At 59.7% G+C, this 18,611-nt stretch carries 22 protein-coding genes and 1 tRNA gene; 16 read left to right on the top strand and 7 right to left on the bottom strand.

Annotation, left to right across the window (positions count from 1 at the left end; all coding sequences use genetic code 11):
- Positions 1-61 precede the first annotated feature (61 nt).
- Positions 62-649: a YecA family protein gene (locus HX811_RS05450; protein WP_004371163.1), complete on the top strand. Its 588-nt coding sequence runs from the start codon at positions 62-64 to the stop codon at positions 647-649.
- A 20-nt stretch (positions 650-669) separates the two neighbouring features.
- Entirely contained in the window at positions 670-1,062 is a 393-nt protein-coding gene (locus tag HX811_RS05445) for a YbaN family protein (protein WP_004371165.1), read from the top strand.
- Between the two features lie 117 nt (positions 1,063-1,179).
- Here the strand turns inward: HX811_RS05445 and HX811_RS05440 are convergent, their stop codons facing one another.
- Positions 1,180-1,866, bottom strand: coding sequence for an HAD-IA family hydrolase (locus tag HX811_RS05440; RefSeq protein WP_177045138.1), 687 nt, complete (start codon positions 1,864-1,866; stop codon positions 1,180-1,182).
- 155 nt (positions 1,867-2,021) lie between these two features.
- Between HX811_RS05440 and HX811_RS05435 the strand changes: the two genes are divergently transcribed.
- The 4 genes from HX811_RS05435 (at position 2,022) to HX811_RS05420 (ending at position 7,089) form a co-directional block, all read left to right on the top strand.
- On the top strand, positions 2,022-2,549 hold the full coding sequence (locus HX811_RS05435) for a sigma-70 family RNA polymerase sigma factor (RefSeq protein WP_177045136.1): 528 nt from the start codon (positions 2,022-2,024) through the stop codon (positions 2,547-2,549).
- Positions 2,542-3,477 (top strand): FecR family protein, encoded by a 936-nt coding sequence (locus HX811_RS05430; RefSeq protein ID WP_177045134.1) that lies wholly within the window; start codon positions 2,542-2,544, stop codon positions 3,475-3,477. Before HX811_RS05435 ends, HX811_RS05430 begins: the two co-directional genes overlap by 8 nt.
- A gap of 95 nt (positions 3,478-3,572) precedes the next feature.
- On the top strand, positions 3,573-6,305 hold the full coding sequence (locus HX811_RS05425) for a TonB-dependent receptor (RefSeq protein ID WP_177045132.1): 2,733 nt from the start codon (positions 3,573-3,575) through the stop codon (positions 6,303-6,305).
- 1 nt (position 6,306) lies between these two features.
- Complete coding sequence (locus tag HX811_RS05420) at positions 6,307-7,089, top strand: energy transducer TonB (protein WP_177045130.1); 783 nt, start codon at positions 6,307-6,309, stop codon at positions 7,087-7,089.
- A gap of 168 nt (positions 7,090-7,257) precedes the next feature.
- Here HX811_RS05420 and HX811_RS05415 read toward each other — a convergent pair whose 3' ends face one another.
- A complete protein-coding gene (locus HX811_RS05415; protein ID WP_177045128.1) occupies positions 7,258-8,106 on the bottom strand; it encodes an oxidoreductase in 849 nt (282 codons plus the stop codon).
- 97 nt (positions 8,107-8,203) lie between these two features.
- On the opposite strand from HX811_RS05415, the gene HX811_RS05410 reads away from it, so the two are divergent.
- Together HX811_RS05410 and HX811_RS05405 are read left to right on the top strand one after the other, a co-directional pair.
- Positions 8,204-9,100 carry a LysR family transcriptional regulator gene (locus HX811_RS05410; RefSeq protein ID WP_177045126.1) on the top strand — a complete coding sequence of 299 codons (897 nt, stop codon included), beginning with the start codon at positions 8,204-8,206 and terminating at the stop codon, positions 9,098-9,100.
- 24 nt (positions 9,101-9,124) lie between these two features.
- Complete coding sequence (locus HX811_RS05405) at positions 9,125-9,481, top strand: DUF2784 domain-containing protein (protein WP_177045124.1); 357 nt, start codon at positions 9,125-9,127, stop codon at positions 9,479-9,481.
- On the opposite strand, the gene HX811_RS05400 is transcribed toward HX811_RS05405, so the two are convergent.
- On the bottom strand, positions 9,468-10,436 hold the full coding sequence (locus HX811_RS05400) for an SDR family oxidoreductase (protein ID WP_177045122.1): 969 nt from the start codon (positions 10,434-10,436) through the stop codon (positions 9,468-9,470). The genes HX811_RS05405 and HX811_RS05400 overlap by 14 nt on opposite strands.
- 96 nt (positions 10,437-10,532) lie before the next feature.
- On the opposite strand from HX811_RS05400, the gene HX811_RS05395 reads away from it, so the two are divergent.
- From HX811_RS05395 to HX811_RS05375, 5 genes are all read left to right on the top strand, one after another.
- On the top strand, positions 10,533-11,417 hold the full coding sequence (locus HX811_RS05395) for a LysR family transcriptional regulator (RefSeq protein WP_177045119.1): 885 nt from the start codon (positions 10,533-10,535) through the stop codon (positions 11,415-11,417).
- Positions 11,418-11,471: 54 nt separating this feature from the next.
- Positions 11,472-12,050, top strand: a complete 579-nt coding sequence (locus tag HX811_RS05390; RefSeq protein ID WP_008434886.1) for a DUF4337 domain-containing protein — start codon at positions 11,472-11,474, stop codon at positions 12,048-12,050.
- A 68-nt stretch (positions 12,051-12,118) separates the two neighbouring features.
- A complete protein-coding gene (locus HX811_RS05385; RefSeq protein ID WP_177045117.1) occupies positions 12,119-12,781 on the top strand; it encodes a M24 family metallopeptidase in 663 nt (220 codons plus the stop codon).
- 17 nt (positions 12,782-12,798) lie between these two features.
- A complete protein-coding gene (locus tag HX811_RS05380) occupies positions 12,799-13,152 on the top strand; it encodes a gamma-glutamylcyclotransferase family protein (RefSeq protein ID WP_177045115.1) in 354 nt (117 codons plus the stop codon).
- 243 nt (positions 13,153-13,395) lie between these two features.
- On the top strand, positions 13,396-13,665 hold the full coding sequence (locus tag HX811_RS05375; protein WP_087692753.1) for a short-chain dehydrogenase: 270 nt from the start codon (positions 13,396-13,398) through the stop codon (positions 13,663-13,665).
- A 75-nt stretch (positions 13,666-13,740) separates the two neighbouring features.
- On the opposite strand, the gene HX811_RS05370 is transcribed toward HX811_RS05375, so the two are convergent.
- The 3 genes from HX811_RS05370 to HX811_RS05360 form a co-directional block, all read right to left on the bottom strand.
- Positions 13,741-14,199, bottom strand: coding sequence for a DUF2442 domain-containing protein (locus HX811_RS05370; RefSeq protein ID WP_087692754.1), 459 nt, complete (start codon positions 14,197-14,199; stop codon positions 13,741-13,743).
- Positions 14,200-14,202: 3 nt separating this feature from the next.
- Positions 14,203-14,436 carry a DUF4160 domain-containing protein gene (locus HX811_RS05365; RefSeq protein WP_087692755.1) on the bottom strand — a complete coding sequence of 78 codons (234 nt, stop codon included), beginning with the start codon at positions 14,434-14,436 and terminating at the stop codon, positions 14,203-14,205.
- Positions 14,437-14,547: 111 nt separating this feature from the next.
- Positions 14,548-14,637 (bottom strand) — tRNA-Ser (locus HX811_RS05360).
- Positions 14,638-14,970: 333 nt separating this feature from the next.
- On the opposite strand from HX811_RS05360, the gene HX811_RS05355 reads away from it, so the two are divergent.
- The 3 genes from HX811_RS05355 to HX811_RS05345 all read left to right on the top strand — a co-directional run bounded on the left by HX811_RS05355 (position 14,971) and on the right by HX811_RS05345 (position 17,674).
- Entirely contained in the window at positions 14,971-15,660 is a 690-nt protein-coding gene (locus tag HX811_RS05355; protein ID WP_102369687.1) for a crotonase/enoyl-CoA hydratase family protein, read from the top strand.
- Between the two features lie 215 nt (positions 15,661-15,875).
- The gene (locus tag HX811_RS05350) at positions 15,876-16,631 is read left to right on the top strand and encodes a 1-acyl-sn-glycerol-3-phosphate acyltransferase (protein WP_008434894.1); all 756 of its coding nucleotides are present in this window, start codon (positions 15,876-15,878) and stop codon (positions 16,629-16,631) included.
- Positions 16,632-16,702: 71 nt separating this feature from the next.
- Entirely contained in the window at positions 16,703-17,674 is a 972-nt protein-coding gene (locus HX811_RS05345; protein WP_004371189.1) for a magnesium and cobalt transport protein CorA, read from the top strand.
- A 131-nt stretch (positions 17,675-17,805) separates the two neighbouring features.
- On the opposite strand, the gene HX811_RS05340 is transcribed toward HX811_RS05345, so the two are convergent.
- A complete protein-coding gene (locus HX811_RS05340; RefSeq protein ID WP_177045113.1) occupies positions 17,806-18,534 on the bottom strand; it encodes an amidotransferase in 729 nt (242 codons plus the stop codon).
- Positions 18,535-18,611: the final 77 nt, after the last annotated feature.

Genomic DNA, 18,611 nt, shown 5'->3' with positions numbered 1-18,611 from the left:
TGGCCTGGCAGCTCAAGAAAGCCTAGAATTGCCCATCGTTTATTCCCAAGGTAGTCCGTCAATGTCCTTCGCTGAGCAACTAACCCGCCTGCAAGCCTTCCTCGATGCCGATGAGCTGCACGACGAGGCGCTGGACTACGTGGCCGCCCACGGCTATCTGACCGCGCTGTCGATCTGCTCCGATGTCGTTCCCGACCGTGAATGGATCGACGCCCTGTTCTCCGAAGAGCCTCACTACAGTGATGCCGCCCAGCGCGAAGAAATCGAATCGACCCTGCTGGCCCTCAAGGCTCACATTGGCCGCCAACTGGCTTCCGATGAAGAGTTCGAACTGCCTTGCGACCTGGACCTGGGCGAAGACCCGGACGACTCCGAACTGCGCGGCTGGTGCATCGGTTTCATGGAAGGCGTGTTCCTGCGTGAAGAAGCCTGGTTCGAAACGGCTGAAGAAGAAGTCAGCGAAATGCTGCTGCCGATCATGGTCGGTTCCGGCCTGTTCGACGAACAGCCTGAATTCTCCGACATCGCCGCCGACGCCAACCTGATGGACGACATGATCGTTCAGATCCCGGAAGCGCTGACCGCCCTGTACCTGCTGTGCAACGCACCTGACGAAAAGCCGGCGATCCTCAAGCCTCGCCACCACTAAGACCGTTGCCCGTGGCGCCCATGGGCAACCGTTCCGTGATCCTGCGTTACGTTCTGCTGGCCATCGGCTGGTTGAGCGTGGCGCTCGGGGTAATCGGCATCTTCCTGCCGGTGCTGCCCACTACCCCCTTCCTTCTGCTGGCTGCCGCCTGCTTTGCCCGTAGCTCCCCGCGCTTCTACCACTGGCTGGTGGAACACCCGCGCCTGGGGCCGTGGATTCGTGACTATCTGGATGGCAACGGGATTCCGCTCAAGGGCAAGGTGTATGCCATTGGGTTGATGTGGGTGAGTATCGGGTTTTCCTGCTACCTGGTGCCGCTGATCTGGGCGCGAGGGTTCATGCTGACCAGTGCGGTGTTGGTGACGGTTTATATTTTGCGGCAGAAGACATTGCCCAAGGCACCGCAGGACTAAATGTGGGAGCGGGCTTGCTCGCGAATACGGTGGATCAGTCAGCACATGTATCGGCTGACACACCGTATTCGCGAGCAAGCCCGCTCCCACATTTTTAATCCAGTGGCTTCAGAGGGATCAGCGCATCGGCGGCAAGCCATACGCCGCCAAATCAAAGTCAGCCAACTTGCGAATAATCTGGTCGGCATGGTGGTACTTGCTGTCCGCCATCGCCTCATCCGGCACCGCAATCGCGGTCATGTGCGCAGCCTTCGCCGCTGTCACGCCAAACGGCGAATCCTCAAACACCAGGCAATTCTCTGGTGCCACACCCAAGCGGCGCGCCGCCGTCAGGAAGATATCCGGCGCCGGCTTGGCCGCCCCGACCTCCGGGTCATCCGCCGTGACGATGGTGTCGAACAACCCAAACCACTCACGGTGCAACGTGGTCTTGTGGCCAAACGAGTTGCGCGACGAACTGGTGCCCACGGCAATCGGAATGTTATGCGCCTTCAAGTGCCGCACCAGCGCCTCAGCACCCGGCATGCCCAAGGCCTTGGGGAAACGCTCGCTCATCAGCGGCTCGCGGATCACCAGGAATTCTGCGGGGGTAATCGGCAGGTCCAGCGCCTTGACCACGTAATCCGCCAGGTCCTGGGCGCCGCGACCAATGATGTGCTGCTTGATCCCCCAGTCATAGGTACGGCCGTAGCGTTCGGCGATGATCTGTGTGACTTCGGTGTAGATGCCTTCTGTGTCCAGCAACAACCCGTCCATATCGAAAATGACAGCCTTGATCGGGACAGCGGTACGCGGTGCATTCATCACTACAGATCCGTGGGCAAAAGGACTAAAAGGATTCAGCACAATAACGGCCAGCCTGCGCTGCAAGCAACCGTTAAAGGCCGGTATTGATAATTACTCTCAATTAACTTAACGTCGCGGCGCTTCCAGGCTCTGATCTCCTTTTGAGTTTCGCTGTGACTGACAACGCCGCCAGGCTGCAACTCTACCTCGACCACCGCCCCGCACTGATCAACTACGCCAAGGTTGTGGTGGGCGAACGTGCACGCGCCGAGGACGTGGTGCAGGACGCTTTTTTGCGCTTCTGCGCCAGCGATGAGGATACCGTGGAGCAACCAGTGGCCTACCTGTACCGGATCGTGCGCAACCTGGCGCTGGACGCGGTGCGCCGCCAGGCCACGGAAAAACGCCAGCAGCAGATGCCGCCACAATGGATGCGTCCTGGCCGGGAACTGTCGCCCGAACAACGGGTGGTTCACGGGGATGACGCCAGCCGCATCGCCGCCGCCCTGGCGAGCCTGCCCGAACAAATGCGCATCGCGGTGGAGATGCATCGCCTGGGTGGTTTCACGTTGCAGCAGACCGCCGATCATCTCAATATCTCGCTTTCCACCGCCCATCGCCTGGTCAAGGACGCCATCGTTCACCTGGCCTCCAGTGTCGCCACCCACACCGAGCACAGCAAGGAACGCCCGTATGCATGACGCCCACCTGTCTCGGACCGTTTCGGCGCAGAGCCTGGAAGACGCCGGCCAGTGGCTGCTGGACCTGCAAACCCAGCCCGAGCGTTTCGAGGACTTCGATCGCTGGCTGCACAGCGACGACGAGCATTTCGAGGCCTGGGCCCAAGTCAATCGCACGTGGGACACACTGGGCAAACAACCGGCCACCACCCAACGCCACTGGCCACGACGGGCACGCCTGCCCCTGCTCGCCGCCGCGTGTGTCAGTGCCTTGGCGGTGTGCGCGACCCTGGCGTTGAGCCCGGGCTGGCGCGCCGACTACAGCACCGGCACCGCGCAAACCCGCGAGGTCACCCTGGCCGATGGCAGCCGCCTGACCCTGGCGCCACAAAGCGCGGTCAACGTGCGCTTCAACGAGAGTCAGCGGGAGGTCACGCTGCTGCAGGGCGAAGTGTTTTTCGACGTAGTCCACGACGCCAAAAAGCCCTTCGAGGTGCGCAGCGAAGACGCCGTGATTCGCGTGCTTGGCACCGCGTTCGATGTGGCCCGCCGCACCACCGGCCTCAGCGTGGAAGTGCGCGACGGCACCGTGGGCGTCAACGGCCAGTACCGGCTGGCTGCCGGGCAACGCGTGTGGATCGACCGCCAAAGCGGCCTCGGCACACCGTCAACCGTGGTACCAGCCGAAGTTGCCGGCTGGATCAACGGCGCGCAATTCTTTGAAAACGTCAGCGTGGCGCAGGTGGTGGAACAACTGGACCGCTATCAGCGCGGCTGGATCGTGATTCAGGATCCGGCCCTGGCCAACAAGCGCGTTACCGGCCTGTACGACATGCGCGACACGCAGCGCGCCTTGCAAGCGCTGGTCGCACCGATCGGCGGGGAAGTGCGCCAGTACTCACCGTTGCTCACCGTCATCGGCAGCAAAAAAACCGTCGCCGAAAAATAATTGCAGTGCCGCTGAAAAAAACGCCCGAGGTGTACGTCTTTGTAGCTCCTTGTATTGCGAATGAATCGCAATACCAAACACCAAGGCGATGAACCATGGGTAACCGATCACCTGCCGCACTGGCCATTTTGTGCGTAGCCATCAACAGCGCGATTTTCCAGCCAACCCTGGCGGTGGCCGCAGAGCCCACTACCACACCCGGTGATCAGGCGACCCGTTTCTTCGACATTCCCGCCCAACCGCTGGCGACCGCCCTGAGCGCTTTCGCGCGCCAGGCCAACCTGCAACTGGGCGTGGAAGCCGGCCTGGTAGATGGCCTGCAAGCCCAGGCGTTGCGCGGCAACTTCACCCAGGACCAAGCCCTGCAACGTCTGCTGGGCGAGGCGCCGGTGAGTTGGAAAATCGACGGCCAGCGCAGCCTGATCCTCAGCCGTCGCAGCCAGGCCAACGCCGCTCCAGACGACCTCGACGAATCGGCACTACTCGGCCCTATCACCATCAAGGGCGGCGAGACCAGCCGGTTGACCGGCGATGCGGCGCAGGTCTACACCAAGGCCGGCTCCAGCGTATTCATCTCCGGCGAGACCATCAACCGATTCCGCGGTTCCTCCCCCGCCGACATCCTCAAGGGCGTGCCTGGCGTGCAGACCGGTGACAGCCGCAACGGCGGCGCCCTCGACGTGAACATTCGTGGGATCCAGGGCCAAAGCCGGGTGCCGGTGACCGTCGACGGCAGCCAGCAGGCGATTGATGCCTACCGGGGCTACAGCGGCATGCAGCAGCGCAGCTACATCGACCCGGACCTGATCAGCTCCATCACCGTCGACAAGGGCCCGAGCCTGGGTGCCGACGCGGCGGGCGCCATTGGGGGCATGGTCAAGATGAAAACACTGCAACCCAAGGACATTCTCAAGGACGGCGAAACCTACGGCCTGCGCCTCAAGGGCGATATCTCGAGCAACAGCGTCGACCGCCCGACCGAATACAAATCCACGCCCCACCACGGCAGCAATGGCCTGACCGATCCGAACTCGCATTCCGCCAGCCTCGCGTTCGCCAGCACCAGCGCCATCGTGGATTTTGTCGCCGCCTATTCCCAGCGCGACAACGGCAACTATTACGCAGGCAAAAAAGGCTTCAAGGGTTACCAGGTCTTCCAGCAGGTGCGCAAATACGACCCGAAAACCAGGAAGTACATCTACGTCACCCAGGAAGCCAACAGCGCGGCCAAGTTCTTCAAGCCCGACAGCGAAGTGTTCAACACCTCCAGCGACACTGAATCCGTGCTGCTAAAGACCATCATCAAGCCCTCGCCAGACCAGACACTGGAGCTGACCTACCGCTACACCGATGGCGAATATGGCGAGGTGATGCCTTCGCAAGTGATCCGCAATACCTCCGGCAGCGTGCCGCAATGGCAGCCCGGCACCATGCGCATCAACGCCTACACCGCGCGCTATACCTTCAAGCCCGAAGACAATCCGTTGATTGATTTCAGCGCCAACGCCTGGACCACCAAGGCCCAGAGTGAAGCGTTCAACGGCCTTGTCACCGTGACGCCGCTGTATGGCCATGACGACGACGCCGACCCGCTCGGTGAAACCTATCAGGACGCCTTGCGCAACCGCACCAAGGACAAGCGCTGGGGCATCGACCTTAACAACACCTCGCGCTTCGATACCCGGGCTGGCAAATTCGCCTGGTCCTACGGCGGCTCCTACCAGGAAGAAAACCTCGGCCCCGATGACAACTCACCGGTGTTGCAATCGGACCTGGAAAAGAACCGCTTCATCCGCAGCGGCGAGCGCCAGGAGGGCAGCCTGGTGAGCTCTCTGGAATGGAAGCCGGTGAAGCCGCTGACGATTACCGTCGGTGGACGCTACAGCGAGTTCAGCAGCAAGGACCACAACCGCAAGGCCAAGGCGGCCACCTTCGACGAGAACGATGACCCCACCAGCTACACCTACGCGCCCCCCATCGAACGCAAGGATCACGCCTTTGCGCCTTCATTCGGGGTCAAACTCAACGTCACCGATAACAGCTTCGTGTACCTCAACTACAACCAGGGCGTGCGCATGCCGAGCCTGTTCGAGTCCACCCTGGGCCTGTTCACCGCCGCCGTGCCCGGCGACAACCTGAAGCCCGAGCGCAGCAAGAACTGGGAGTTCGGCGTCAGCACCTTGAAAAACAGCCTGCTGGTGGATGGCGACACCGCCGCCGCCAAACTCGCCTACTTCAACAACAAGATCGAAAACTACATCACCCGTGACTACACCGACATTTTTGCCGGCAACCTGCAGAACGTCGACAGCTTCACGGTCAAAGGCATCGAACTGCAAACCAGCTACGACATGGGCCGAGTGTTCACCGACGTCTCCGCCACCTACTACCTGAACGCCAAGACCTGCGCCCCGGACATCGCGAAAAGACTGCGGGAAGAGGATGATCCCAACACGCCCAATTGCGTCGACGGTGGCTTCCCGGGCTCCTACACCAACACCCAGAACCCACCCAAGTATTCGATCAACACCACCCTGGGCAGCCGCTGGTTCGACAACAGCCTGGTGCTCGGCGGGCGCATGGTCTACAACAGCGCGCCCACCGCCAAGCTCAACAAGCCCTGGAACGACGGCATCACCACCAACCAGATGTACTACCGAAAATCCGCGATCTTCGACCTGTTCGCCAGCTATGAAATTGTAAAAGGCACCCAACTGGATTTCTCGGTACAAAACCTCACCAACGTGTACTACCTCGACCCACTGGCACAGAGCTTTATGCCCGCACCGGGACGAACATTGCGTACGGGGCTGACGGTAAAGTTCTGACATGACCCACGACTACCTGAACCCACCCCGCAAAACGTTATGGAGCGTGGCGACACTGATCACCCTGAGCATCTACGCGGGCATCACCGCGTGGCTGCTGTACTCGCCTACGGTGTCGGTGGCCGAGGCCGTGCCGGCAGCCATGATCATCGAACTGGCCGCCGCGCCCGTGGCGCAAACCGTGGAAGAGGACCTGCAAGTGGCGCCGGACAAGGTGGTGCAGAAACAGCTGAATACCCCGTCGGAAAAGCCGCCGAAAGAAGTAGTGAAAAAGGTCATACCGGCGAAGAAACCGAGCCCGGCCAAGCAGGCCACATCGCCTCTCAAGGACACGGCCCAAGGCAGCTATTCATCGGCGCCGGAACACGCTCGGGAGTTTGAAGCAGCGCCAGAGAAACATGAGGAACAACCGGCGCCGTCGGCCACTACCGCGCCACCCAAGCTCGATGCGCAAACCGCTGACACCACGGCGGCGAACCAGTCGTCTCGTGGCAATGCCGACCCGGCGCTGAAGGTGCAATGGGAAGCGCAATTGCTGGCACATCTGGAGCGATTCAAACGTTACCCGCAAAACGCCCGAGACCGTGGCGACCGGGGCGTGGCGTATCTGCGGTTTGAAATCGACAGCAACGGGAAAGTGTTAAGTGCGAGCGTGGTTCGCTCGGCAGGTTTTGCGGAGTTGGACGCCGCGACGCTGGACATGATAAGCCGGGCCTCCCCGGTACCGCGCCCGCCGGAGGGCAGCAAGCTGCGGTTTACGGTGCCGGTGGTGTTTGCCAAATAAGGCAGGCAGTTAACCTGGCAGAGAACCCATGTGGCGAGGGAGCTTGCTCCCGCTGGGTTGCGTAGCGACCCTAAAAAAGCGGGAGCGCTGCGCACTCCAGCGGGAGCAAGCTCCCTCGCCACAGCAAGCTCCCTCGTCACCAGTCACCCGCCATGACGGCTTTGAATGTTACTCGGGAAAATCAGCGCCCTCAGTTACTTCAGCCCACGCATCAAAATCCGCACTCAGCGCCTTCACCTTGGTCCGCGCAAAGGTCAACGCAGCCTTGCCCAACAACAGGCGCAATGGCGGCTGCTCGGCCTCCACCGCCTTGACGATGGCAATCGCCGCACGCACCGGATCACCCGGCTGCTTGCCGCTGTAGTTGCGAACCATATTGGCCCGTGCCACCGCCGTTTCCTTGTAGTCGGCAATCCCGTGAGCCGCCTCGTTGGCCGAACGCCCGGCCCAGTCGGTGCGGAACGGGCCCGGCTCGACCAGCAACACCTTGATCCCCAACGGCGCGACTTCCTGGGACAGCGCCTCGGAAAGGCCCTCCACCGCAAACTTGGTCGCATTGTAGAAACTCAGCGACGGGAACGCCGCCACACCGCCCACCGAGGAAATGTTCACGATGCTGCCCGAACGCCGGGCGCGCATGCCGGGCAAGGCCGCGCGGGTCATGGCGCTCAGGCCCCACACGTTGATTTCGAACATGTTGCGCACGTCATCCAGGTCGCTTTCTTCGAAGGAGCCGAAGTAGCCGACACCGGCGTTGTTGACCAGTACGTCGATATGGCCGAAACGTTCTTCAGCCGCTTTGACCGCCGCCTCGACCTGGGCCTGGTCGGTAACGTCCAGCATCAGGACCAGGGCGTTTTCTTCGTGACCGGCAACGATGTCCTGCACCTGCTGCGGATTACGCGCGGTGACCACGGTCGGGTAGCCAAGGCTCAGGGTGTGCAACGCCAGCTGACGGCCGAAACCGGTGGAGCAGCCAGTGATGAACCAGACGGGTTTTGCGGTGGAAGTCGTCATAAAGGGCCAATCCTCGTGTGTGTAGGAAAAGTATGCGCGCCGCTGTTCTTGCTAAAAAGATGCATAATCCACAAGGCCCTTTCGGAAATACCACACAATGGACACGCCCGATTTTCAGCAGTTGCGACTGTTCCTGCAGGTCGCCCGCTCGAAAAGCTTCACCCAGGCAGCCGACGCCAGCAGCCTGTCGGTGTCGACCGTCAGCCATCGCGTGCGCGCCCTCGAGAAACAGCTGGGTGTGCAACTGCTCAACCGCACCACCCGCAGCGTCAGCGTGACCGAGGCCGGCGAGCAATTGATCCAGAAGATCACGCCGCTGCTGGAAGAACTGCAAACCAGCCTGCACAGCGTAGCAGCGGCGACGGTCGACGCCGCCGGCACCTTGCGCCTGAACATTCCCTCCACCGCCAGCCGAATGGTCCTGCAACCGTTGCTCCAGCGCTTCCTGCGCAAATACCCGGGCATCAACCTGGAAGTGGCGGTGGACAACAGCCTGGTGGACATCGTCGCCCAGGGTTTTGACGCGGGCATCCGCTACGACCATGTGCTGGCCGAAGACATGGTGGTGGTGCCGGTGGCGACGCAGTTGCGATTCGTCATCGTCGCCACGCCGGAGTATTTGCAGGGGCGCAAACTGCCCACTCATCCCCACGACTTGCTCGAGCATGAGTGCGTCAACTACCGCAGTGCGCAGACCGGCTCGCTGCACCGCTGGGACTTTGAAAAAGCCGGCAAGCAGATGCGGGTTACGGTAAAAGGCCGGCTGGCGACCAACGATGTTGAATTGATGGTGCGCGGTGCGCTGGACGGGTTTGGCTTTGCCTACGTGGCGCGCTCCAGCGTCGAGCAGTACCTGCAACGCGGTGAGTTGGTGGAGGTTTTGGACGACTGGATTGCCCACAGCGCGCTGTATTTGTATTACTTCAACCGTACGAACACGCCGAAGAAATTGCGGGTGTTTATCGAGTTCCTGAAGGAAGAATTCGGGACCTGATCCATTCAAAAAGCGAACCCCATCATGCTCTACCGCTTCGCCGCCGACGGCCTGGTGCTGTTTCATTTGTCGTTCATTCTGTTCGTGCTGTTTGGCGGTTTGCTCGCCCTCAAATGGCGGCCCGTGATGTGGCTGCACTTGCCCGCTGCTGCCTGGGGCGTTGCGGTGGAAGTGTTCCATCTGCCCTGCCCGCTGACCCGCTGGGAAAATCTGTTTCGTCATTTGGCCGGGCAGGACGGATATGGCGGCGGCTTTATCGAGCATTACATCCTGGCCCTGATCTACCCGGCCGGGCTGACGCCGCAGATACAGCTGGGGCTGGGCGCGCTGGTGCTGTCGATCAATATCGCGGTGTATGTGCGGCTGATCAAGCGCGCTTAGGCAAGCAGCCGATACCCACCAATGTCGCCTCAACCGCCTCGTCCAAAGGCGTGTGCGGTTCGCTGCCCAATATCTGTACGAGGCGGCGGTTGTCCATGCGCACCTCGGTTTGCCACAGGTAACGCATTTCCTGCATCTCGCGGAAGGTGGTGACAAAGGGCGCGGCCAGTTTCAGCAGCCACCACGGGAAAGCACGTACAGAAGGCTGTTGGCCGGTCCTGCGTGACACCACCCGCTGAATCGCCTGGCTCATCTGCCGACCATCGGCATCTATGTGCCCCGCCATATGAAAACGGGCGAAGGCATCAAGGCTGTCGCGGCGTGCAATCAACTCGACCATGGTCCTCGCCACGTCAGGCAGGTAAGCCCACTGATGCCCCACGCCCGGCGCCCCTGGATAGCTCACGCTGGCCACCGGCTTTGCGGGTTTGACCAGGCCTTGGGAAAACCAGCTGCTGCCGGCCTTGGCGCCGAAAAAATCGCCTGCCCGCACGATCAACACCCGGGCGCCCTGCTGGGTCGCCTCAAGCAAACGCTGCTCCATCTCCACCCGGATCGCGCCCTTGCGGGTAAGTGGATGCTGCGGCGAATCTTCCTCCAACCGCGCGAAGGCATCAGGCCCGAAGTTGTACACCGTGCCCGGCAAGACAATTGTCGCCCCTTCAGCGATTGCCGCCGCGATGCTGTTATCGATCATCGGCAACACCAGCTCTGCCCAGCGCTGATAACCAGGCGGGTTGACCGCATGCACGATCACCGAACACCCCTTGGCCGCCGCGACGACTTCCCCACGGTTCAGCGCATCACCTTTTATCCAGGTGAAATCGGCGTTCTGTTTGTGGGCCTTATCCACATCCCTCGTCAGGGCACATACCTGCCAGCCGGCAGCGAACAACTGCCGCGCCACCTCGCCACCAATCCCGCCTGTCGCGCCCAATACCAGAACCTTGCTCATGCTTTTTCCCCTGAGGGTTGTTTGATGGAGCGATTCTGTTCGCCGGCGGGCTATAGAGGAATTGCCGAAGATCATCCAGACGCTATACATTTATGCATGGCATCAAATATTGGTTGGGAGCTTTACCGGTCGTTCCTCGGGGTACTCAAGGAAGGATCGTTGTCGGGGGCCGCACGGCAGCTCGGCATCACGCAGCCCACCGTCGGGCGGCACATCGCTGCGCTGGAAAAATCCCTCAACGTGGTGCTGTTCACCCGCTCCGCCAGCGGCCTGTTGCCCACGGCGGTCGCCCTCACCCTGCGCACCCATGCCGAAACCATGGAAACCACGGCTGCCGCACTCGAGCGCGCCGCGTCGCCCCAAGGCCCCGAAGTGCGCGGCGTGGTACGGGTATCTGCCAGCGAAGTGATCGGCGTGGAAGTCCTGCCGCCGATCATCACCCGCCTGCGCCAGCAGCACCCGCACCTCAAGGTCGAACTGGTGCTGAGCAATCGCCTGCTGGACCTGCTGCAACTGGAGGCCGACATCGCGGTGCGAATGGTCCGACCCAGCCAGGAACAACTTCTGGCGAAAAGGATCGGCGTTATTGAAGTCGGCCTGCATGCGCGCAACGACTACCTGCAACAACATGGCATCCCCCAGGGCCTGAATGATCTCTCAGCTCATTCAGTCATCGGCTACGACCAGGAAAGCGCCTTCATCCGCAGCCTGGCCGTCAAAGGCTTCGAGCGCAGCGCCTTTTCCCTCAGCAGCGACAGCGACCTCGCACAACTGGCCCTGATCCGCGCCGGCGCCGGCATCGGTGGCTGCCAGGTCAAACTGGCCCGGCAAGACACCCGCCTGAGCCGGGTCCTGCCGGACGCATTTGCCCTGCAACTGGACACCTGGGTCACCATGCACGAAGACCTGCGCAACAGCCCGCGCTGCCGCGTCACCTTTGACGCCCTGGTGGCCGGTTTGCAGCATTACGTACAGGATTGAGACAGCTTCGCTGGTGAAGAATCAGAGTCCCTCAAACCCTTCATAGACGGCCCCATGTCCGAAGCCTTCGAAGTCCCCAGCCCCCACGAAAAACACGTCGAACACGCCACCGAACATGCCCACCGCAGCGGAGACAATTTCGCCAGCCGCATCGCCGTGATGACCGCCATCATGGCCACCGTCGGCGCCATGCTCAGCTACCAGGCCGGCTCCACCGAAAGCGAAGCGGCGATGGACAAAAACAACGCCGCCATCTTCAAGACCGAAGCCGCCAACCAGTGGAACTACTACCAGGCCAAATCCAGCCGGCAGAACCTTGCGGAGCTGGCGACACATATTCCGGGGGTTGATGCCAAGCACTACACCGACGAGATCGAGCGTTATAAAACCCAGAAGGAAGACGTGCGCAAACAGGCCGAAAAGCTCGAAGCCACCTCGAAGGAATGGGATGAAAAGTCAGAGCAGGCATTGCATCAACATCACCGCTGGGCACAGGCAATGACCGCGATTCAGATCGCGATTTCGTTGGCGGCGATCACGTTGCTGACAAGGAAGGAATGGTTGAAGCGCATGGCGTATACCGCCGGTGGTGTGAGTGTGGTGTTGGGTGGGATGGCGTGGTTGCATATTTAGGTTCCATCCTGCCATCGCTATATAGTAAAACGCATAACGCCTGACACTATAAAGCCGAGGAAAAGCCGGTGACCGCACAATCATCCAAGGAAGCTGTGGGCGTCGCCTACAGCATCGACTCAATGCGCTACGCCCAGGCCATGACTTGGCGCGCCATCGAAGCGCTGTCCAGGCTCATCCGCCCCGGCATGCTCGAATCCGAAGCCCGCGAACTCGGCAAAAAGGTCCTCGCCGACCTCGACATGCAGCGCATCTGGCACCCCCTGCTGGTGCGCTTTGGCGCCAACACCCTCAAGACGTTCAAGGAACGCTCCGACGGCGACCCGGTGCTGGGAGAAAACGACATCTACTTCATCGACATGGGCGCCGTGTGGCAAGGCCATGAAGGTGATGCGGGGGCGACATTCAGCACCGGTAACGACCCCGAGATGAAGGCATGTGCGAGCGCGGCAAAAGAGCTGTTTGATCGGGTTGAGCGGCGCTGGAGGAACGACAAAGTCGTCGGCCTGGAGCTGTATCGTTTTGCCGAAGAGCAAGCGAAGGAAATGGGTTGGGTGCTGAACCTCGACATCAAAGGGCACCGCGTCAGCGATTTCCCCCATGCGATTTATCGTGGCGGTGATCTTGGGGACTTTGACCAGTATCCCAATGAAGGGCTGTGGATTCTGGAGATACAGATCGCGCACCCGAGCGGGGCTTATGGTGCGTTTTACGAAGATTTGCTGGCTTAACTTTTCAAGGAATAAAGATGGAATGCTCGACCGAATTTCCCGTGCTGTTGTTTTCCTACGGCACGTTGCAGGACAAGGCTGTGCAGTTGGCCAACTTTGGTCGGGAGTTGGTGGGCCAGCAGGATGCGATGCTGGGGTATTCAAAAAGCTGGGTGGAGATTACCGATCCTGAGGTATTGGCGGCCAGCGGCAAGACCCATCATCCGATCGTTGCTCCCAGCGGGCGCAATGAAGACAGTGTTGAGGGGATGGTGTTTCAGATTACCGAGAAGGAGCTGGCGGCGGCGGATGCGTATGAGGTGTCGGACTATAAGCGGGTTTCGGTGGGGTTGGCTTCGGGGTTGACGGCTTGGGTGTATGTGCAGGCTTGAGGGGGTGCAGTTGGTCAGTCGGAGTGATTTCCTACAGATCAATCTGAAAGCATGCCCTGCCCGCCTCGTAATGCTAGGTCTATAGTTCCTCGGTCGCCGTCATGGCGACCGAGTTTGGCGACTCGAAGACAAATCTGAAAACTAAAACTCTGCGAACCAGTTTTTCAGGCGGCGGCTGTTTTATGAAGGTCTAACTTGAAAAAAGGTTAGCTATTTTTCTATTTGTCTCAGATGGACTCCCGTATGAATCAATATATGGCACTCACCAGCAACGACTGCACCACACCCGCCCTTTTCGTAGACACAACAGCACCGCTGGATGTCCTGCTTGATGCTGCAAACTATCGGATTCGCGCCGTAACCCAAGTTCTAGAAAACCTGGCGCTGCGTGCAGAAATCAGTAGTGATACGGTCGTGCTGGGCGACTTTTCCTTGCTCTGCGCAATTCCGTTACGCGATGGATGCGATCTGCTGGATGTCATAGGTCGGAGGATGGCAGCGCAGTATTCCTGAACCCATTGGCTTGACCCCGCAAAAACGAAAAAGGGACGACCTCTCAGTCATCCCTTTTTGCGAACATTACCCAACCTAAACGCAACGTGTGCCACGAGCCTTATGCTCGTACTCCCACCCCTTACACGCCAACCCTACATGCTTGGGAATCAGAGCGGCCCCGCTGCTGTAGGAAGTAATGGTCCTACGAGTGAAGCCTAGTTCCACAGCCGCAGCGGAGAGCGACAGATTGTTGCTGAGCATCCACTTTCTGAAGTCCTGCGTCAGCATGACCTCGCCGGACTGTTCCAGCGCCAAACGATGCAAGGTGACGGAGGACAACTCCAGGTCATTGCCCCAAGTCACGTCAAAGCCCCACTCACCGACTTCAACCCGACCAAATAGAGCCAAGTCCTGAAGGGGTTTTAGAATCGGGAAGGTATTTATGTGATCAGTGAGATCAACGGTGTGCCGCTTACCGTTATTCCACTCAATTTCGATGGCATGCTTGCCGGCAACTGGTTGCACAGCAGAGATGCGAAGCTTGCTGGTCATAAGTCAGTTCCTCCGGTTTTGTTCATTCCATACGCGCCAAAGATCAGTGGTATGGACTTTTGCCCAAAGCAGGGCAGCTTTCAAGGCCTTGGTTTCGGCACCTTTGCCGAGAACCACCAGCCCTTCTATCTGAACCAACGACTCTCCGTCCGGCGTTTGCACGTGAAAGTGCGGCGGCGCGTGGTCGTCGGGATAGATTTTTATTTTCCAGTTTCGTTCACTGTGAAGGGTAGCCATGGGGACAGATGCTAGAGAAAATTTTTCTCTAGCACAACCCTGTATTCAAACCCCAGAAACCACAAAACCCCTGACTTCTCTCGAAACCAGGGGTTTTGTTTACATCGAATTTGGCGGTGAAGGAGAGATTCGAACTCTCGATACAATTTCTTGTATACACACTTTCCAGGCGTGCTCCTTAAGCCACTCGGACACTTCACCGTATCTCGTCAAACTGATTCAGTCTGTCGAGGCGCGCTAATGTAGTCGAAAGCTTTTCCGATGGCAAAGGTTTTTTTCAGAATTTTCATGCGCTTAGGCGGTTATGCCGTTCCAGCCCTCTGCGGCGCCACGCACACCACGGCGATTCTGCCATTCTCGGGCACTCGCGGCGCTTGTCTATAGTAGCTGCTGCGCCTTGCCGAAGGCCGCCTGCGGGTGGGCATGGGGGAAAAGTCTGACTGGGTAGTCAGTCATGGCGCTTTACCAGGGCGGGCGCGGTGGGTAACGTCTGCCGTCTGTCCTTCTATTACAAGCATTACAAGGAATCGCGTCATGAGTGAGTTGATTGCCTACCACCTCGAAGACGGTATCGCGACCCTGACCCTGAGCAACGGCAAGGTGAATGCCATTTCGCCGGCAGTGGTCAGTGCGTTTAATCAAGCGCTGGATCAGGCCGAGAAGGATCGGGCGGTGGTGATCATCACGGGCACGCCGGGGATTTTGTCCGGTGGCTATGATTTGAAGGTGATGACCGCCGGCCCTAAAGAAGCGGTAAGCCTGGTGACGTCGGGCTCCACCCTCGCCCGCCGCCTGTTGTCGCACCCGTTCCCGGTGATCGTGGCGTGCCCCGGGCACGCGGTGGCCAAGGGGGCATTCCTGCTGTTGTCGGCGGATTACCGGATCGGTGTAGACGGACCGTTCAGCATTGGTCTGAATGAAGTGATGATCGGCATGACCATGCACCACGCCGGGATCGAGCTGGCGCGGGATCGTCTGCGCAAGTCGGCCTTCCACCGATCGGTGATCAATGCCGAGATGTTTAACCCGCAGGACGCATTGGGCGCCGGGTTCCTGGACAAGGTGGTGGCGCCGGAAGAGTTGCAGGCAGCCGCACTGGAAGCGGCTCGCCAGTTGAAGAAGATCAATATGAACGCCCACAAGCACACCAAGCTGAAGGTACGTAAGGCGCTGCTGGAAGCCCTGGATGACGCGATCATTCAGGATCAGGGGCACTTGGGTTAATCAAACCTACGCCTGCTGAATCGAAGCCCGACCTTGAGTCGGGCTTTTTCTTACAAAGAATTCCGGATTGCCTACAACCGCTCTAAACAGTGTCTGTCACAGCATGTTGAAACATGCGCTTAAACATCGCCTATCTCCTGACTCTATAGGGGCAATTGCCGAATACAGTGCACATCCGTACACTGCGCCACCTTTTGTCCCGATGGGCTGTGTCGATGCTTTTTTTGTTACGCATGTTGTTGATGGGCCTGCATTTTATGATTGCGGGCGTGCTGGGCGTGCTACTGGGGATCTGTCGGCCGTTCAATCCGGACAACAGCCGTTACTGCGCGCGCCTGTATGCGGTGCCGGCGATGTGGCTATTGCGCCTGCGAGTGAAGGCCGATGTCGACTCGCTGCGTCACAAGCCCAGCAGTTGCGTGATCATCGCCAACCATCAATCCAACTACGACCTGTTTGTGTTCGGCACCGTGGTGCCGTACCGCACGGTGTGTATCGGCAAGAAGAGCCTGAAGTGGGTGCCGTTGTTCGGACAGTTGTTCTGGCTGGCGGGCAATGTGTTGATCGACCGGGGCAATGCGCACAAGGCGCGGCGTTCGATGCTGACCACCACCCACACCTTGGCGCATGCCGACACCTCGATCTGGGTGTTCCCGGAAGGCACGCGCAACTTCGGTGAAACCCTGCTGCCGTTCAAGAAAGGCGCGTTCCAGATGGCGATCGCCGCAGGTGTGCCGATTGTGCAGGTGTGTGTCAGCACCTATGTGAAGCAGATGAAGCTCAATAGCTGGAACAGTGGCGATATTCTGATTCGCTCGTTGCCGCCGATTCCTACGAAGGGGCTGACGATGGATGACATGCCGCTGTTAATGCAGACCTGCCGCGAGCAAATGCGCGACTGCATCGAGGCGATGGACCGCGAGCTGCAAACCACGCCTGCAATCACGGCTGAACCCCGCCGAATTTGCTGACTCTGATTGGGCAGGGCAGCTAAGCTGCCTGACAGTTGTCATCTGCCATTCAAGAAGAAGCGATCAGCACTATGGGTAGAGTTGTTGCGGCCGCCGTCTATAGCGCCGGAAAGAAAGTCACCGATATCACCCTCGACGAAGGCGCCGCGTGGGCCGCCAAGCCTGACCACTTTGTGTGGATCGGCCTGGAGGAGCCCAGCGCGCTGGAACTGGCCAACCTGCAGCGCCAGTTCAACCTGCACGAACTGGCCATCGAAGACGCCCTGGAAAAACACAGCCGGCCCAAGCTTGAAACCTTCGGCGACGCGCTGTTTATCGTGACCTACTCACCGGTGCGCGATAACGGCAAGCTGGAGTTTATCGAAACCCATATCTTTGCCGGCAACGGCTACATAATCACCGCCCGCAACGGCCATTCGGCGTCCTACGGCTATGTGCGCCAGCGCTGTGAGGCGCGGCCGCTGTTGCTGGAGCATGGGGAAGATTTCGTACTCTATGCGCTGCTGGATTTTGTTACCGAGAACTACCAGCCAGTGAGCGAGGCGATTCATGCCGAGGTCGATGAGCTGGAGCGCAACGTGTTGTGCAACTCCCTGAGTGAAGCGGATATCCAGAAGCTCCACGGCCTGCGCCGCGATGTGCTGCGACTGAAGCGCTATGTGGCACCGATGGTGGAGATCAGTCAGGAATTGCAGAAACTGAGCTTCCCGTTTATCGACAAGAACATGCGCCCGTACTTTCGCGATGTGCAGATTCACGTCACCCGGCAGATGGAAGACCTGACCACCTTGCGGGATATCGCCAGCCAGACCATCGAGATTGGGGTGTTGCTGGAAGCCTCGCGCCAAAGCGTGGTGCAACGCAAGTTTGCCGCGTGGGCAGCGATTCTGGCGTTCCCGACGGCGGTGGCCGGGATTTACGGGATGAACTTCCAGAACATGCCGGAGCTGCAGTGGCACTACGGCTATTTTGCGGTGCTGGGGTTTATTGCGGTGGGGTGTACAAGTTTGTGGGCCAGCTTCAAGCGTTCAGGCTGGCTGTAGGAAAACTGCTGTTGTGGCGAGGGAGCTTGCTCCCGCTGGGGTGCGAAGCGCCCCCAAGGCTTGCGACTGCTGCGCAGCCGAACGGGAGCAAGCTCCCTCGCCACAAAAAGCTCGTCAATCAACCCGAATAGTTAGGCCACGTCCGCTTTTGGTTTGTGCGCCACAAACCGCATCATCCATTCCGCCACGGTGACGCCGTGATGGTCTCGCTCCAGGCTGGCCACACCGTTGGTGTAGACCTTCTCCCCCAGCGTTGTCTGAAGAATCTCCAGCAACTCGCGGGAATAGTCGTGGATAAATTCCGGGTGGCCCTGGAAGCACAACACCTGGTCTTCAATGTGGTACGCCGCAAACGGGCAGAACTCGCTGGAGGCGATCACTGTGGCGTTTTCCGGCAAGGTGGTGACCTGGTCCTGGTGGCTGATCAACAGCGTCAGTTCTTCCACCACCGGGCTCATCCACGGTGCCTTGGCGTTCAGATTGTAGTCATGGATGCCCATGCCCCAGCCCTTGGTCGCCCGCTCAGTCTTGCCACCCAACAGCAGCGCCAGCAACTGGTGGCCGAAGCAGATGCCGATCAGCTTGTCGCCGCGGGCATGGCGGTCCAGCAGGTAGGTCTTGAGGGTCTGGATCCACGGATCGGTGCCAAAGGAGTCGGCCTTGCTGCCCGTCACCAGGTACGCGTCGAACACTTCTTCATCCGCCGGGTATTCACCCTGCACCACGTTATAGATGACGAACTCGGCGGCAATCGGCTGTTTGGAGAACAGGCGCTTGAACATCTGCCCGTACCCTTGGTACTGATCGATCAGCCCAGGACGCAGGATATCGGTTTCCAGGATGCACACGCGTAACGACATAAAAAATACCTGACACGGCGATGGGAATAATGAACACCCCCAGAGCCTGCCTTGAAATACCCTTCCAAGGCAAGCCC

The sequence above is a fragment of the Pseudomonas sp. F8002 genome, assembly GCF_013385495.1.
In the GTDB taxonomy this organism is placed as follows: domain Bacteria; phylum Pseudomonadota; class Gammaproteobacteria; order Pseudomonadales; family Pseudomonadaceae; genus Aquipseudomonas.
This window is presented reverse-complemented; position numbering and strand designations above follow the sequence as displayed.